The organism is Brevibacterium sp. 50QC2O2, from assembly GCF_024580675.1.
GTDB classification, from domain to species: domain Bacteria; phylum Actinomycetota; class Actinomycetes; order Actinomycetales; family Brevibacteriaceae; genus Brevibacterium; species Brevibacterium moorei.
In genome coordinates, this window is record NZ_JANIJZ010000007.1 from 41906 (window position 1) to 57040 (window position 15135).

Here is a 15135-nt window from a genome sequence, read left to right on the forward strand (position 1 = left end):
CCGGCAGGGATATGGCCGAACTGGAGGATCTGGTCCGCTCCATGGTGCAGACCGCAGGCGGCTGGCTAATGTTGGCTTTGGCCCCCACCACGGTTCCGGTGGGGGCCAAAGAGCTGATCCATGGGACGGTTAGCGGTGCTGCCGGCATCGGCGCATTGATTGATTGGACCCACTCCCGGGCTTCAATGAACAGATTTGCTCAAGAGGCGGATACGCTACGGACAGATCTAGGCATCACTGCACTAGCCACAGGGCGGATCCGCCATCACAATCGCTATGTCACCGGCCTGGGCACCGAAGTCGAGTCCTACCAGTTGGTCGACTCGGACTCGGGCTATGCTGTACGCGTCGAGGCGACCAGCGAGTACTTGGTCGCTGTGGTCGATGGCCGGGTACTGGCCACGGCACCAGATATCATCCAGGTCGTCGATCGAAAAACCCTGCGCCCTTTGGCAGTCCAAGATCTGCGGGTGGGCCACGAGGTGATCGTCTTAACTCGAGTGGCAGAGCCATGGTGGGCGAACCACCCTACAGCTTTGGAGAGGATTTCCCCGTGCTCCTATGGGTTGGAGGATGGAATTGAGAATCCGGAAAGCGGATGGTGGACATGATCGATGTGAATTCTGTGGTGTCCCACCCTGAGACTGGTGAACTCCAGCTGCTGGCGGGGCCGGGTCAGCGCCAGGTCGCGCGGGTGCACGCAGTTATACTGCCCGGATACACCCGGAGTCTCTCTGGGGTTGTTGATCAGTTGCGTGCGAACCGTGCGGAATTGCACCAGGCGCTTGTCATCGTGATGGCGTCGCACATCGTCTGGGACTGGCATATCGACGTCCTGCTAAGGTTCCTGCATGAACAGGGCGCGACCGCTTTGGTATTGCCCAAAGGCAGTGTGCCAGCCCGTAGTTCCGCCGCGGATTTAGCCGAACGTTTACAAGTGGCTCTTGTGACGACGTCTGATCCCCGTCCTGTCTATACCGTGACCGAGGCCGTGCTTTCGGGGCTACGCAGCCGTGCCGATCTGCGTGTCCTTGATCTGGTGCGCATTGGCGCTGATACTTCTTTGGGGCTGGGCCAGACCTACGACCGGATAGCTTCATTCTTTAGCCGGCCTGTTGTGCTCTTCGACGCGACCGGCCACGTCCTTTATGGCCCAGATGATACGCCTCCGTCGGAGACATCCGCTACGGCAGGGCGGTATGCAGGCGGTTCAGTTCTGGTCCGAAACCACGACCTCGACATGGGCGCAGTAGCTGCCGGAGCCACCTCACTCTCTGGAACTCAGGATTTCCGCCTGTCATCCGGCCGGGCGCTCATGGCATCGCCGGTGCCCGCTGACGACCTAGGATCTTTGTGGTTCGGTGCGGAGGTTGATCCTGCGATCGGACCTGACCGAGCGTATTACTCCCCTTTGGTGGAAGCCGCCGCCTTAGTATGCGGCAACTGCGTGGCGCGCACTCGGATGCACGAACAACGTGGGTCCATGCGTGAGCGGGCCCTGATCGAGGAGTTCAAGGTCACAGACCCGGTCCGGGTGCGACCCGATCTATTGCAGAAGGCTGCTGAAGAAGGTTGGAACCTGGCTGCGGACCATTGCGTGGTCAAAGCGAATCTTCAAACGCGCGAACGGGCCGCTGAAACGGTCCCCAGCCTAACCCAGGCTGTCAGATCCGAGATGGACCGCTCGGGAATTCACTACAACCTGGTAGAACAGGACACCGGCTGGCTACTGTGGTTCAACACGGTGGGCAAACGTCCGATGGCAAGTCAGGATTCTGTCGGCGCCGACCGCCCACCCGCCACAACGCTACTGCGCAAGGCAGCCAAAGTGATCCGTCGCAGTATTCCCGTCTGTTTGGGCATCAGCACCGTCCGCTCCGGCGCAGACGGATTCGTCATCTCCCTGCATGAGGCCGAGGACACTGCGAAAGTAGCCGCCACCCGACCACAATCCGGGTACGTTATGGCTGCTGACAACCTGAGTACCGAGCAGCTCCTACTGGCTTGGACATCAGCCGATTCCTTCACTCACACTGTGGACGAACTACTGGAGCCTTTGGACCGGGCAGCGTCTACCCTGCGCCCTACGCTTCGCGCCTATTTGGACGCCGAATCGTCTTTGTCTGAAACCGCAGCACTCTTAGGAGTGCACCGCAATACGGTACGAGACCGCATCCACAGGATCGAGGCCATCCTGGGCGTCGACCTCCATCAGCCCGATGCCAGGTTGGCACTGCACCTAGCGGTGCGGGCAGCAGGTTAAAGTAACTCACTTACACTCTCGATGACTTAAGAGACGCATATTTCCTACACCACAAGAAAATATTAATCGAAATGAGAACAATTGATATTGTAGCAGGCACCCAGGGGCTTGACACCCACGAAAATCCAGCACCGCGCGCCACGCAAATGTATGATATGTCTGCGATATTATGAACTGTATTCATATCCATCGAACACAGATGTTGATCATTCTCAGAGGCGGCAATATTTCTTAAATAAGAGGGGCTTACAGGAAGCATTGGCCAGTAAAACACCCAGACTACAACAAGTTACAGGACTAGGTTAAAGATTTCCACTATCTTCAGTCTAGATAACGTATCCGCCTCCAGAGATTTACGTGCCGACACTAGACACCCGAGGAGCGCGCCAACGACTAGCCCCAAAGTAGACAGATTTATCACTTGGCGGCCAGATACGGGCATGGACAAGCCGTCAGAGTTTATGTTCAAAACATCTCTCATAAACACCGTAATGCCGGGGGAAGCGAATCCTCCTAGCATTCCAACAACGGCGCCAACTCCGGACCACACAGCAACTAAACTAATTGCAGAAGCGGCAATTTTTATTACAGAGTCATTAACCCTACAAATCGCATGCGAGAAACTTCCAGCAATGAACACCGATACCACCCAGAGACCAACAAGCATAGGGCCAAATACCGAGGCTGTGAACACAGCTACTCCCCGCATAGCCTCATCTGTTGGCTGAGAACCCCCAGAAACAGATGCAGAAATTAAACCAAAGGCCCCAACCAGTGCGATCAGCGGGAAAGTAGCGATTAAAGTTGCACTGATTATACGAGACTTGAGGCCTTTATTTATAGCCCATCCAGGAATTTGTTGTAATATCCAGTCGCTAAGTCGTTCAGCGACTTTCATGATGTTCTTCATATTTATTTCCTTAATTACCATGATTACGATTAGTTTAAACTCTCGCAACTCCGGTGCCGTCACTTTGATTGTAGTGCTGGATTAGATGTTTACAGCTCTGCATGTAACGAAAATTCTTTACACAGTAGACGCAACAATTAATTATCCGAGTTTTTCAGTCCAACTACTGCCGCGGCAAATTCCTCAAAATTAAACTGTGAACGATCTGCCGCCATATTTGGCTGAGCGTTGGGTGGGCGCTCGCCACAAATGCTACACCAAGTATTTGGCGAGAAACAGTCTCAGCTACACACTTGGTCATCGCATCGTTATCATTCCAGGTGAGCGCCTTATAACTGCTAGCACTGCTCGAACGGGCAACCTTTGAAGGTCCAACGCTACTGGAAGCCATGCAACCTCTTGGACACGCCGGCATACCAATCACATAGCCGGGCCGTGTCGCTCCAACCGCAGCGGTTCCGTCGGCTTCCACAGCTCCAGTTCCTCTTCACCCATCGAATCGCCGAAGTCGTCGGAGATCTCAAGATCGGGGAACTGACCGAAGGCACGTGCTTGTGTGAAGGCCGGCAGTTCTGGAACTTTACACACGTCGCTCTCCTTACTCACTTACGCGAAGCAGTTCATTCCTCCGAACCACCGAACCCGTCCCAGGCCCCGTCGCACTTCTCTTCGAACCGGGTGTGCGGCCAGTCCGAACCCGGAACGAAGCGGGTGAAACCTCGGAATTCCAGCTCATCGTGCATGGCCCGCGCGGCCCCCGGACCGCAGCGGTACGGTCCCGATGCCTTCACCCACAGCCGTTCCCCGGCTTCCTCCACCAGGTCGAACAGGGGATGTTCGCCCAGTTCCACTTCCAAGGACGTCTGCGGCAGGCCGTAATGGTCGATGACGATCTTCAGGTCCTCCGGCAGTTTGGGCAGCAGGTCCGCGATCTCGATCTGCTGGTCGGCCTTGGCCTGGAACTCCAGGTGCCAGTCCAGGCTCTCCATGAACCGCAGGATCGGCGCCCAGGCCAGTCCGGCCAGATCCGGCATCTGGCGTCCGATCAGGTTCAGGCGCACGCCCCGGACCCCGGCCTCGTGCAAAGCGACGAAACCGTCCTTGACGAACCCGCCCAGCGCGTTGAACGTCGCCGAGGGATTGACATCGTCGATCACGATCACCCCGCGCAGCCGCTGGGGGTACTGCTGCAGGGCAGCCAGCAGGTAGCTGTTGTCCGTGCCCAGGAAGCTGGGCTGGATCAACGTGCCCCAGGCCAGGCCATGGGCGTCCAACTGCTTCAGGTAGGCCTCGGGAGGCGCAGCGTATTCCGGCACGTAGCGCGGGTGCTCCGTGGCGGCGACGCCGGCTTGGAAGACGTGGGCGTGGTAGTCGCCAGGGGCGGCGGTAGGTGGATCGAACAGCGTGTCAGCCATGGGTCCTACGATATATCTATGACAGCAACGATCATCGGCGTTGTGGGGCTCGTCGTTATCTTCGCCCTGTCGATGTGGCGCGGCGTGAGCATGGGTGCGATCGCCCTGTTCGCCGCCTTCGCGCTCGGCACCTTCTACTTCGGGATGAAGACCGACGACGTTTCGGCCCAATTCCCCACGAACCTCCTGGTCACCCTGGTGGGCGTCACCTTCTTCTTCGGACTGGCGCGGGCCAATGGCACCGTCGCCAGAGTCGTCGACGCGGCCGTCGGCCTGACCCGCGGAAAGGCCTGGGCCCTGCCCTGGGTCTTCTTCATCCTGGCCGCGATCATCACCGGCTCCGGCGCGCTTTCGGCCGCGACCAACGCGATCCTGGTTCCGGTGGGCCTGGCCTTCGCCTCGCGCTACCGGATCAGCCCGCTGCTGATGGGCCTATCGATCCTCAACGGCACCAACGCCGGCGGATTCTCGCCCATCGCCGTGTACTTCTCGATCGTCAACGGCGTGCTGGTGAAGTCGGGGATCACCGTCGATCCCATGGCGATCTTCATCGGCACCTTCATATTCAACCTAGTGCTGAACCTAGTCGCCTTCTTCCTGTTGGGCGGGCGCGGCCTGCTCGCGCGGCACGGCAGTGGCAGTGCGCAAACCGCCGGGGCCGAGGTCCCGGCCGGCAGCGCACACACCGTCACCACCGCGCCCGCGGGCACCGGCACCACGACCGCAGCCGAGGTCCCGGCGAAGGAGTCCTGGACCTGGCTGAACTATCTGACCCTGGTGCTGTTCCTGGCGATCCTGGGTCTGGGCCTGTTCGCGAAGCTGGACGTGGGGTATCTGGCGCTGGGATCCGCTGTGCTCCTGGGCCTGATCGCGCCCCGTCACGTCAAGGACGGCATGGATGCTATCGGCTGGGGCGTGGTGCTGCTGATCGGCGGCATCGTGACCTATGTAGGAGTACTGCAGGAGGCCGGCGTCGTCGACACCCTGGCCAATGGGATCACGGGGATCGGCTCCGTGCTGGTGGCCTCTCTGCTCATCATGTACGTCGCCGGCATCGTGTCAGCCTTCGCCTCGACCAATGCCATGTTCGGTGTACTGGTACCCACCGCCGCACCCCTGCTGTTGGGCGGCCAGTTGCCCCTGGTGGGCTTCGTGCTGGCACTGTCGATCGCGGCCTCGGCGGTGGATTCCTCGCCGTTCTCCACCGGCGGCGCCCTGGTCGTTGCCAATACAGAGGAGGACAAGCGCGATAAGACCTTCAAGGGCCTGATGGCCTGGGGCATGTCCATGACTGCGATCGTGCCCCTGGTCGTCTGGCTGCTGTTCCTGGTGGGGCGGGTGTAGCCGCTGTGTAACTTATTCCTCGCATTAAATGGGAGGAATAAGTTACACTCTCTGTATGAGCATCACACTGGAGCTGGACCCGTCGGTTTCCGGGATCGCACCCGGAACGATCGGCTCCGCCCTGCGCATGCAGCGGCTGCAGCAGGGAATGTCCCAGGCGCAGCTCGCCCTGCGCGTGGGCAGGAGCCGGAAGTGGGTCACAGATCTGGAGCGCGGCATCGGCTCCCCCGGGGTGGACTCGGTGGCGAATGCCGCCCACGTCCTCGGATTGACGCTCACCCTGGCACCGCACCGGGCCATCCGCACCCGGGCCGCCAGCCTGCCCGGGGACCTCGGCCGCCCGAATGAGGACACCTGGGGTGGCACCGAAACGATGGCCTGGGTCATCGACGGGGCCACCCAGCCCGGCGATACGGTCGGGACGGTGAGCGCGGCCGAATACGCGCGCACGCTTTCGGACGCCATCCAGCATTACTCGGCTCCGGGCGACTCGCTCGAACAGGTCCTCGCCGCGGCCATCCGGGCAGCCGCCACCTGGCCCCGGGACGAACCGGGGCCCGCCGCCACCGTGGCCATGGTGCGCCGTCGTGGAACCGGATACGACTGGCTGGTCCTGGGCGATGCGGGATTCCTCGTCCGAAACCGGGCGGGCAGCTCGCAGACAGTCACCGACACCCGCTTGGCCTCCGTGGCCCATGCAGAACGCACCGCACGCCAGGATGCCAGGGCCGCGGGCGCCGGGGCCGCCACGCTCCGCCGACTCTCACAGGCCCTGTACCGGGCGGAGCTGGCGGCCCGCAACACCGCCGGCGGATACTGGGTCGCCGCAGACGACCCGGCAGCGGCCGAACACGCGCTCACCGGCTATACGGAAGACGTGGACGGGATCTACCTGGCGACCGACGGCGTGTTGGACTGCATCGGCGCGGGCTCCCTGTGGGCCACCCCTGGCGCGGCCGCCGAAGCATGGGGCTCCATGCCGCCGGAGGAGGCAATCGTCCGGGCCCAGCGGCACCGGATGGGCGACCCTGCGGCCAAGGTGGACGATGCCACCCTGCTCGAGGTGACCGAGGCCTGATGTTCCCCGTGGCGGACATCCTGGACTGGGCGGCGCGGGCCGGCACCGTCTTCGGGTTCGTCTCATGGGCCACGTTCATGGTGCGCCGGCGCATCCTGCGCAACAGGGCCCGCAGTTTCTTCGGCGGGGACACCGTCGACGTCATCCTGCCTCGACGCACTCTCGATGGCCGCGACGCGGTGGCCGAACCCGATTTCGTAGCGGGGCTGAACCTGCACGAATTCCTCACCAAACACCGTATCCGGGTCAGGTTCCGGTTCGTCGCCCCACACGATCCTCTGCACATCACCGCGCCGGGCACCGTCGTCATCTGCGGGCCCAAGAGCGATCCGGCGGCGCGGCCCCAGCAAGGCGGGAGGCCCGAGGCAGCGCCCCACGGAGTCGCCGAGCCCCACGGGGGCTGTTCTCGGCGATCATTGGCGGCGAGTACACGGCCGACCCGCTCACCGTCACAGCCACCCGGCCCTTCTTCTTCGCAAAGCACTGATGCTCCGACGCTGGGGCCCAAACGGGGCCCAAACGCCGCCACCCGCCTGGCGATCAGGACCGCTAAGCCCCTGCCTCCTGCGCCCGGGCCAGGAACGAGATGTCCACCGCAGGCTGTTCTCCCACTGCCAGGGCGGCCGCGATCTCGCCGATCGCAGGACTCATCTTGAACCCGTGGCCGGAGAACCCCGCCGCCACGATCACGTTCTGCGCCCCCGGAGCCGCGCCCAGCCATTCGTGTCGGCTGGGCGTATAGGACTCGTAGTAGAAGTCCACCCGGTAGGGCTCCGGATCCAAGCCGGGGAAGTAGCGCCGGATCTTCGCCTGGAACGCCTCCATCACCTCGGGGATCACCTGCCGGGGACCGGCCTCGGGCCGTTCCACCTGGGGATGGTGTTCGAACCCCAACCCCAGTTTCATCCCCATGTGGTCGAAGGTCGGCAGAGCGTACAGATACGTCGGATTGCTGCGGATGATCGGGTGGATCCCCTCCATCACCTGCGGGGTGCGCCCGGTGAACCACGCGGACATCAGCTGGTGGCTGTGCAGGGTATCGGCCAGCTGCGGCACCAGATGCTGGGTCCACGGCCCGCCGGCCACAATCACCCGATCGAAGTACTCGGTGCGCGTCTCCGCGGCCGCGGCCCCCACCGTGCCCGCGGCACCTTCTGCGGCACGACCTGTCCCCTGCACCCGTGAAACGACCCGCACCCTATCGCCCAGATCCTCGACCTCCACCACCTCGGTGTTCGTCCGCAGCTCGCAGCCGGCGCGCACCGCCAGCCCTGCCGCGGCCTTGACCGTCAGCTCGGGCCGGATCACCCCGCCGAGCCGGTCGAAGACGATCGCATCCTCGGCGTCGAAGGCGTGCGAGGGGAACCGCAGCCTGGCCTCGTGGACATCGAGGATTTCCGCCTCTGGTTCGTCCTGCGCCGCGGCCAGTGCATTGCGGGTCTCCTCGGCGTCGGCGGGGCCGGCGACCAGCGCGCCGCCGAGCTCGCGCAGCCGCCAGCCCGACTCCGTCTCCAGGTTCGTCCACAGTTCGCCCGCCCGCGCCACGATCGGCGCATAGTGCGCGTCCTCGAGTTCGATATTGCGGAACAGCCGGTTCCCGCCGCCGGCCGCCCCACGCGGATGGCCCGGCGCGTACTGTTCGAAGGCCGTCACATTGTGACCAGCGCGGGCCAGCTGCCACGCTGCCTGCGCGCCCATGGTGCCGGTTCCGATGACTGCAAAGCGGTTCGTGCTCATTGTCCTCACTGCTTCCTTTCAGGGGATGGTGCGGTGCATTTCGGATGGGGCGCGGGCGCCCTCTGAGACCCTGCCCGTTCCTCCGGGCTCACTCCCGCATGGCTCACGGCGCCGAGGTCTCGACGACATTGCGCAGCGGCTCACCTGCGGCGAACCTGGCCAGGTTGTCCAAGAAGAGTTCGGCGAAGCCCCGGTGCCGGTCCCGCGTATCCCCAGACATGTGTGGGCTGATGACGACATTGGGCTGCGCGAACAGCGGATGGTCCTCCGGCAGTGGCTCCGGCGCGGTCACGTCGAGCACCGCCGCGGATCCCGGCCGCTGCGCCATCACCCGGGCCAGGGCGATATTGTCCACCGTGTCGCCGCGACCCACATTGATGAAGACCACGCGCTCGGACAAGCCGTCCAGCAGCGCGGAGTCGATGATGCCCCGGGTCGTGGGGCTCGACGGGAGGACTGCGACGACCACGGAATAGTCGGCGATGTCCACGACCTGCCCCAGCTGTGCAAAGGTGAGAACCCTGTCGAAAGGGCCGGCTGCGACCTCGGCATCCGGGGGAACCGTACGGCGCACTCCGTCGACTCGCGGCACTCCGATCCCCCGCAGATGCCGGGCGACCGCGGAGCCGATCGAGCCCGCGCCCAGCACCAGCGCGCGCAGCTCGTCATTGCCCAGCAGCTCGCGGTAGTGCGAGCTGTGCGCCCGCGAATCCAGGGTCGAGGTCAGCAGTCCCTTGGACCACAGCAGGGTCCCGCCCACCACGAATTCCGCGATGGCATCGTCGAGGACTCCGCGCGCATTCGTCAGGGTCGCCCCGGATTCCCTGAACGCAGGGGTGAGCAGCCGGTCATAGCCGACCATGCTCAACTGCACCCATTTCAGTTCGGGAGCCAGCCGCAGGAGTTCGTCGATATCGGTCCAGTAGGAGGCACGGACATAGACGGCCTCGGTGTCGGGGTGGATATCGGCCAGCTGGGGAAGCGTCAGGACCTGCAGTCCCAGGTCCCCCGCCGCCCGCTCCAGGTACTGGGCTCCGGCTCCGTCCTCGCGATCGATGACGCAGGCGCGAACTCGGCGGGCGGTATCGGCGTGGTTGGCTATCACACTGGCAACTCTACGTGATACCCATCACCTGTCGTCTATCCCTATAGGCTGTCCCCATGGCACAGCTCGTGACGCTCCAACAGCTCAAATACTTCGTCGAGGTCGCCACGCACGGGTCGATCACCGCCGCGGCCGAGGTCCTCTACATTTCCCAGCCCAGTCTGTCGGCTGCGATGAAGGAGCTGGAGGCGCGCCTGGCCAAAGAGCTGTTCGTCCGGTCGACCCGCGGCATCACGCTGACCGCCGACGGGGTCGAGTTCCTGGGCTATGCGCGGCAGGTGACCGAACAGGCCGAGCTCTTAGAACAACGCTACGGCACCCCCACCCCTTCGAAACGCCAACTGGCTATATCGGCCCAGCACTTCGCGTTCGTGGTCAATGCCTTCGTCACAATGGTCCAAGAGGCAGACAGCCACGAGTACCAGTTCACCCTACGCGAGACCCGCACCCACGACCTCATCGAGGACGTCCGCACCATGCGCAGCGAGCTGGGGATCCTGTACCGCAACGACTTCAACCGTCGCGTGATCGACCGGCTGCTGCGCGACGCGGGACTGTCCTTCCATCCGCTCTTCATCGCCAAACCGCATGTCTTCGTGGGCAGTGGCAACCCCCTGGCCCGCCGCCGATCGGTAACCCTGGACGACCTGACGCCGTACCCGCGCCTGTCCTTCGACCAGGGCGAACAGAATTCCTTCCACCTGGCCGAGGAGATCCTCTCGACCGTCAGCGTCCCCAAGTCGATTCACGTGAGCGACAGGGCCACGATCTTCAATCTGATGATCGGCCTGGGCGGCTACACGATTTCCACCGGCATCGTCAGCGCGGACCTCAACGGCCCCGATATCGTGGCGGTTCCACTGCGTGTCAAGGAACGGATCGAGGTCGGCTGGATCGCCCACTCCGCACTCCAGCTGACCCAGCAGGCCGCCCACTACATCGACCTGCTGCGAACCACCGTGGCCGAGTACGACGTAGAGGTCCTGGAATAACGGACCCGGAGCGGAGGCGTGGCTATTGCGAGCCATAGAAAGTACCTATAGTTACACATAATGACAGCCCCTTACCCTTGAGCAAATGTTCTGCGCCACCATGGAGCCATGACTGAACGCTTCCAGATCGTCGGCAGCCTGCTGCGACCGCAGGACCTGCTGGACTACAAGACCCAGATCGAACACCGCGATGACATCGCCTACCCCTTCTACGATGACCTCCCCGGATACCGGGAAGTCGAGGTGGCAGACACCCACGATGTCGTGGCCAAGGAGATCGAACACGGCATCGACGTCCTGACCGATGGTGAATACACGAAGTCCATGTGGCACCTGGACTTCGTGTGGGGCCTGTCCGGCGCCCAGCGATTCATCGCCCCACAGGGCTACCTGTTCCGCGACCTCGACGGGGTGAACACCTACGAGACCCGCCGCGACATCGGCATCCGTATCACCGCACCCCTATCGGGCAAGAACCACCACTTCATCGACTGCTGGAAGCGCGTCGTCGCCCAGGCCGAGGGTGTGGACAGCGTGCAGGCGGTCAAGCAGTGCATCCCCTCGCCGGCCCACATCTACGGAGAACTGTCCGGCCTGATGTCCGGCCAGCCCCACGCCGGCAAAGCCGAGGGCGTCTACGCCACCCTTGAAGAGCTGCGTGAGGGCCTGCTGGGCGCCTACAAGGAATTCGCCGCGGAATACGCCGCGGCCGGCGGCACGATCCTGCAGTGCGACGACTGTCTGTGGGAGCTCTTCGCCGATGACAACGACCACTCGCCGTTCAGCGGCAACGGCCCCCACGCCGGCGCCGCCCGCGAGGTCGCCGAGACCTTCGTGTCGATCAACAACGAGTTCATCGACTACGCGCACTCCCTGGGCCTGACGGTGTGGACCCACAACTGCCGCGGCAACTACGAGTCGCGCAATATGAGCGGCGGTTCCTACGCCGCGATCGCCGAGCTGTTCCTCGGCGGCCAGCGCTACGATCGCTTCTTCCTCGAATGGGATGATGAGCGCGCGGGTTCCGTCGACGCGCTCCACGCCTTCGACGGCCGTCCCGGGGTCGAGGTCGTGCTGGGCGTGCTGTCCTCGAAGACCACGGACTTGGACGACGAGGCCAGGGCCCAGCACCTGCTGGCCGCGGCCTCGGAGATCCTACCCAAGGAGAACCTGTACCTGTCCCACCAGTGCGGCTTCGCCTCCTGCGACGGCGGCAATGCCCTGGCCGCCGACCAGCAGTGGGCCAAGATCGACCAGGGCCGCAGGATCGCGGCCGACTTCTGGGGCTGAGCAGAGTACGGGACTGAGCCGGACTGCATACGGGCGGACCCGCCCAGGACACCTGTGCCCGAGGCCGCACTCACCGAGCGCAATGCCGCCCGGTGAGTGCGGCCTCGGCGGTTCGCCCGTCAGTCGGAAAGCCGCTGCACGATCGCCTCACCCAGCGAAGCGGTCGTGCCATTGCCGCCCAGGTCGGGCGTCCGCGCGTCCGAGCCCGAGGCCAGCACGGCCTCGATCGCGGCCACAATGGCATCCCCCGCATCCTTGTGGCCCAGATGCTCCAGCATCATCGCACCCGACCAGATCTGCCCGATCGGATTGGCCAGACCCCGGCCGGCGATGTCCGGGGCCGAACCGTGCACCGGCTCGAACAGGCTGGGGAACACCCCCTCCGGATTGATGTTCGCACTGGGCGCGATGCCGATCGTCCCCGTGCAGGCCGGGCCCAGGTCCGACAGGATATCGCCGAACAGATTACTGGCCACGACCACATCGAACCAGTCCGGATGCAAGACGAAGTTCGCGGTCAGAATGTCGATGTGGAACTGATCGGTCGAGATCTCCGGGTACTGCGTCGCCATTTCCGCGAAACGCGAATCCCAGTAGGGCATGGTGATCGAAATGCCATTGGACTTCGTGGCACTGGTGACCTTATGGCGCTTCCTTGTCTGCGCCAGTTCGAAGGCGAAGCGCTGGACCCGGTCGACGCCCGTGCGCGTCATCACCGTTTCCTGAATGACGGTTTCCCGGTCAGTGCCCTCGAACAGGATGCCGCCGGCGTTGGAGTATTCACCCTCGGTGTTCTCCCGCACCACGTAGAAGTCCACATCGCCGGGTTCCCGACCGGCCAACGGTGATTTCACCCCGGGCATCAGCTTGCAGGGCCGCAGGTTGATGTACTGGTCGAATTTCTTCCGGAACTGGATGAGGCTGCCCCACAGCGACACGTGGTCGGGCACGATATCGGGCCAGCCGACGGCACCGAAGTAGATCGCGTCGAAGCCGCGCAGCTGTGCTTCCCAGTCCTCGGGCAGCATCACGCCGTGCTCCTGATAGTAGGCGGCGGACGCGAAATCGAATTCGGTGAACTCCAGATCGATCCCGAACCGCCGTGCGGCCGAATCGAGCACGCGCAGCCCCTGTGGCATCACCTCCGGGCCGATTCCATCGCCGGCGATCACGGCGATCCGGTGCGGTCCGGACTGGTGGGACTGGTCGGATGGGTTCGGCACAGAGGCATTCTGTTGCGAGTCGGGCATGGGGCTCCTTCATCATCGAAAACGGAATCCACTCCAATCTACCCGCCACCCGGATGCCACGACCGGGGATCTGGTTTTCCACAGATTCGGCTACGGGTCTTCCCTTGGACGGGCGCTTCTGGTTTGATGAGATCACCGCACCATTACTCACGATCCTTCACGACTCCTCACGACAGGGCATCACTCATGAGCACATGGCGACAAACGATAGGCAGACGACACCGAGGTCCCCGCCCGTCGGCCCCGCCAGACGGCTTTCCGCACGGCCGGGCGGGCACCGGCCGTGCAGGCCCCGGCCGCATCGCCGCCCTTGTGCTGGCCGTCGGAGTCGTGCTGAGTGGCTGCGGTGCCGGCGAGCCCCAGCGTCCACCGGCGCCCGTCACCGCGTCCCCCGAAGCAGCGGTCGCGGACCCCACGCCCGCCGTCCCCGAATACACGACGAAGCTGAAACTCACCGCCAAGGAGAAGCAGGCCGCCGATGGGGCAGTCCTGACCGTCGAACGATATTTCAAGGCTTTGACCAAGATCTATCAAGATCCGAGCTCCGATCCCGAACCACTTAAATCACTCAGCGGAAGAGATATTCACTATCTAACCATGAATACTATTTCTGGCATGCAAAGCGAGAAAACTAAGATGGAAGGTGAGTTTCAATTTCACTCCATATCAGTGGATTCTGTAAACGCTGACAATAACACCTCAAAGAAGGTATCTCTCACGGGATGTTCGCCCAACGAGGGGCTACACACAATAAATTCTCAGGGGCAGATAATTTCAAGCGGAAAAGGCTCAGAAAAGATCACCATGTATATGAATACGGTGGACTCCCACTTTGTTGTAGACAACATGGAGCCAGTCGGTGCAGCATGCTAAGACCCACTAAAATATCGATAGCAGCAGTTACACTGATGCTGCTTTCTATCGCCGTGCCAGCCGAAGCAGGAACTCGTAAAGTATGCGAACGAACCAATGAAGGTGTCCGCTGCACCATTGTCGAATCGACCCCAGGCAACCCCGGTGGCGGGGGTTCCACCCCCGGACACCGTGACCGCCCCGCCGGCCACAACCCCGGAGCCGGTAACGGCTCGGGCGGAGGCGCTGGCCGGGGCCCTGGCTCAGGCAACGGATCGGGCAACGACTCCTGCACCCCCATCGAAGGCGGTGAAGCCTGCCTCGTCTTTGATCCTCGACCCGGCGGCGGTGGAGAAGGCGCTCCCGCGGCTCCCGCAGTCCCCGTGATCACCGTCCCCGATATCATCGAGACCGAATTCCAGGAAATCGACATCCCCGGTCAGAAGATCAACATGTGGCCCAACGGCTGGGCCGTCGCCCACCGCAAGACCGCGTTCTGGGCCACGGGCGGAACCCGAATCGCCGACATCACCCTGCTGGGCCAGCCGGTGAGGATCCGCGCAACACCGGTCCAGTACCGATGGGATTTCGGTGATGGGGCGAAGGAGACCCGCCGGACCCCGGGAGCGAGGCCCCGGTCATTGGACAGGGCGAAGTTCACCCACGAATACCGGGCGGTGCAAAAGGTCCGCGTGAGCCTCACGACGATCTACCACGGCGAGTACTCGGTCTCCGGCGGCCCGATGACACCCATCGCCGGAGATGTCGGCGTCACGACTCAAACCGATCCGATCCAGATCTACCGCTTCCACAAGTACCTGGTCTCAGGACCCTGCGCGGACGACCCGACCGACCCCGACTGCATACCGTCCAAGAAGTAACGGAGGACGAACCCTCCC

15 protein-coding genes are annotated in these 15135 nt (G+C 63.2%); 8 read left to right on the top strand and 7 right to left on the bottom strand.

Annotated elements, in window-relative coordinates; all coding sequences use genetic code 11:
• The first annotated feature begins 11 nt into the window (after positions 1-11).
• Positions 12-611 (top strand): hypothetical protein, encoded by a 600-nt coding sequence (locus NQ038_RS15615; protein ID WP_373456793.1) that lies wholly within the window; start codon positions 12-14, stop codon positions 609-611.
• Complete coding sequence (locus NQ038_RS07475; protein WP_257062255.1) at positions 599-2263, top strand: CdaR family transcriptional regulator; 1665 nt, start codon at positions 599-601, stop codon at positions 2261-2263. The genes NQ038_RS15615 and NQ038_RS07475 overlap by 13 nt, the downstream gene beginning before the upstream one ends.
• Before the next feature lie 289 nt (positions 2264-2552).
• Here the strand turns inward: NQ038_RS07475 and NQ038_RS07480 are convergent, their stop codons facing one another.
• The 3 genes from NQ038_RS07480 to NQ038_RS07490 all read right to left on the bottom strand — a co-directional run bounded on the left by NQ038_RS07480 (position 2553) and on the right by NQ038_RS07490 (position 4588).
• Positions 2553-3173: a hypothetical protein gene (locus NQ038_RS07480; RefSeq protein WP_257062257.1), complete on the bottom strand. Its 621-nt coding sequence runs from the start codon at positions 3171-3173 to the stop codon at positions 2553-2555.
• A 420-nt stretch (positions 3174-3593) separates the two neighbouring features.
• Positions 3594-3761, bottom strand: a complete 168-nt coding sequence (locus NQ038_RS07485) for a hypothetical protein (protein WP_257062258.1) — start codon at positions 3759-3761, stop codon at positions 3594-3596.
• Positions 3762-3793: 32 nt separating this feature from the next.
• The gene (locus tag NQ038_RS07490; protein ID WP_257062259.1) at positions 3794-4588 is read right to left on the bottom strand and encodes an amidohydrolase; all 795 of its coding nucleotides are present in this window, start codon (positions 4586-4588) and stop codon (positions 3794-3796) included.
• Positions 4589-4606: 18 nt separating this feature from the next.
• Between NQ038_RS07490 and NQ038_RS07495 the strand changes: the two genes are divergently transcribed.
• The gene (locus NQ038_RS07495) at positions 4607-5932 is read left to right on the top strand and encodes an SLC13 family permease (RefSeq protein ID WP_257062260.1); all 1326 of its coding nucleotides are present in this window, start codon (positions 4607-4609) and stop codon (positions 5930-5932) included.
• Between the two features lie 55 nt (positions 5933-5987).
• Positions 5988-7010 (top strand): helix-turn-helix transcriptional regulator, encoded by a 1023-nt coding sequence (locus NQ038_RS07500; RefSeq protein ID WP_257062261.1) that lies wholly within the window; start codon positions 5988-5990, stop codon positions 7008-7010.
• A 62-nt stretch (positions 7011-7072) separates the two neighbouring features.
• Here the strand turns inward: NQ038_RS07500 and NQ038_RS07505 are convergent, their stop codons facing one another.
• The 3 genes from NQ038_RS07505 to NQ038_RS07515 form a co-directional block, all read right to left on the bottom strand.
• Positions 7073-7282: a hypothetical protein gene (locus NQ038_RS07505; RefSeq protein WP_257062262.1), complete on the bottom strand. Its 210-nt coding sequence runs from the start codon at positions 7280-7282 to the stop codon at positions 7073-7075.
• A 277-nt stretch (positions 7283-7559) separates the two neighbouring features.
• The gene (locus tag NQ038_RS07510; protein ID WP_257062264.1) at positions 7560-8747 is read right to left on the bottom strand and encodes an FAD-dependent oxidoreductase; all 1188 of its coding nucleotides are present in this window, start codon (positions 8745-8747) and stop codon (positions 7560-7562) included.
• Positions 8748-8850: 103 nt separating this feature from the next.
• Positions 8851-9852 (bottom strand): D-2-hydroxyacid dehydrogenase, encoded by a 1002-nt coding sequence (locus NQ038_RS07515; protein WP_257062265.1) that lies wholly within the window; start codon positions 9850-9852, stop codon positions 8851-8853.
• Positions 9853-9908: 56 nt separating this feature from the next.
• On the opposite strand from NQ038_RS07515, the gene NQ038_RS07520 reads away from it, so the two are divergent.
• Entirely contained in the window at positions 9909-10844 is a 936-nt protein-coding gene (locus tag NQ038_RS07520; RefSeq protein ID WP_257049517.1) for a LysR family transcriptional regulator, read from the top strand.
• 108 nt (positions 10845-10952) lie between these two features.
• Positions 10953-12134 carry a cobalamin-independent methionine synthase II family protein gene (locus NQ038_RS07525; protein ID WP_257062266.1) on the top strand — a complete coding sequence of 394 codons (1182 nt, stop codon included), beginning with the start codon at positions 10953-10955 and terminating at the stop codon, positions 12132-12134.
• Positions 12135-12253: 119 nt separating this feature from the next.
• On the opposite strand, the gene NQ038_RS07530 is transcribed toward NQ038_RS07525, so the two are convergent.
• Positions 12254-13357 (bottom strand): tartrate dehydrogenase, encoded by a 1104-nt coding sequence (locus NQ038_RS07530; protein WP_257062268.1) that lies wholly within the window; start codon positions 13355-13357, stop codon positions 12254-12256.
• A gap of 339 nt (positions 13358-13696) precedes the next feature.
• Here NQ038_RS07530 and NQ038_RS07535 point away from each other — a divergent pair, with 339 nt between their 5' ends.
• Together NQ038_RS07535 and NQ038_RS07540 are read left to right on the top strand one after the other, a co-directional pair.
• Positions 13697-14257, top strand: coding sequence for a hypothetical protein (locus tag NQ038_RS07535; RefSeq protein ID WP_257062270.1), 561 nt, complete (start codon positions 13697-13699; stop codon positions 14255-14257).
• Between the two features lie 362 nt (positions 14258-14619).
• Entirely contained in the window at positions 14620-15117 is a 498-nt protein-coding gene (locus tag NQ038_RS07540; protein WP_257062271.1) for a PKD domain-containing protein, read from the top strand.
• Positions 15118-15135: the final 18 nt, after the last annotated feature.

Bases quoted from the DNA above. Each gene is read 5' to 3' on its own strand.
- NQ038_RS15615 (WP_373456793.1), top strand. From the start codon at position 12: ATGGCCGAACTGGAGGATCTGGTCCGCTCCATGGTGCAGACCGCAGGC.
- NQ038_RS07475 (WP_257062255.1), top strand. From the start codon at position 599: ATGGTGGACATGATCGATGTGAATTCTGTGGTGTCCCACCCTGAGACT.
- NQ038_RS07480 (WP_257062257.1), bottom strand. From the start codon at position 3,173: ATGAAGAACATCATGAAAGTCGCTGAACGACTTAGCGACTGGATATTA.
- NQ038_RS07490 (WP_257062259.1), bottom strand. From the start codon at position 4,588: ATGGCTGACACGCTGTTCGATCCACCTACCGCCGCCCCTGGCGACTAC.
- NQ038_RS07495 (WP_257062260.1), top strand. From the start codon at position 4,607: ATGACAGCAACGATCATCGGCGTTGTGGGGCTCGTCGTTATCTTCGCC.
- NQ038_RS07500 (WP_257062261.1), top strand. From the start codon at position 5,988: ATGAGCATCACACTGGAGCTGGACCCGTCGGTTTCCGGGATCGCACCC.
- NQ038_RS07510 (WP_257062264.1), bottom strand. From the start codon at position 8,747: ATGAGCACGAACCGCTTTGCAGTCATCGGAACCGGCACCATGGGCGCG.
- NQ038_RS07520 (WP_257049517.1), top strand. From the start codon at position 9,909: ATGGCACAGCTCGTGACGCTCCAACAGCTCAAATACTTCGTCGAGGTC.
- NQ038_RS07525 (WP_257062266.1), top strand. From the start codon at position 10,953: ATGACTGAACGCTTCCAGATCGTCGGCAGCCTGCTGCGACCGCAGGAC.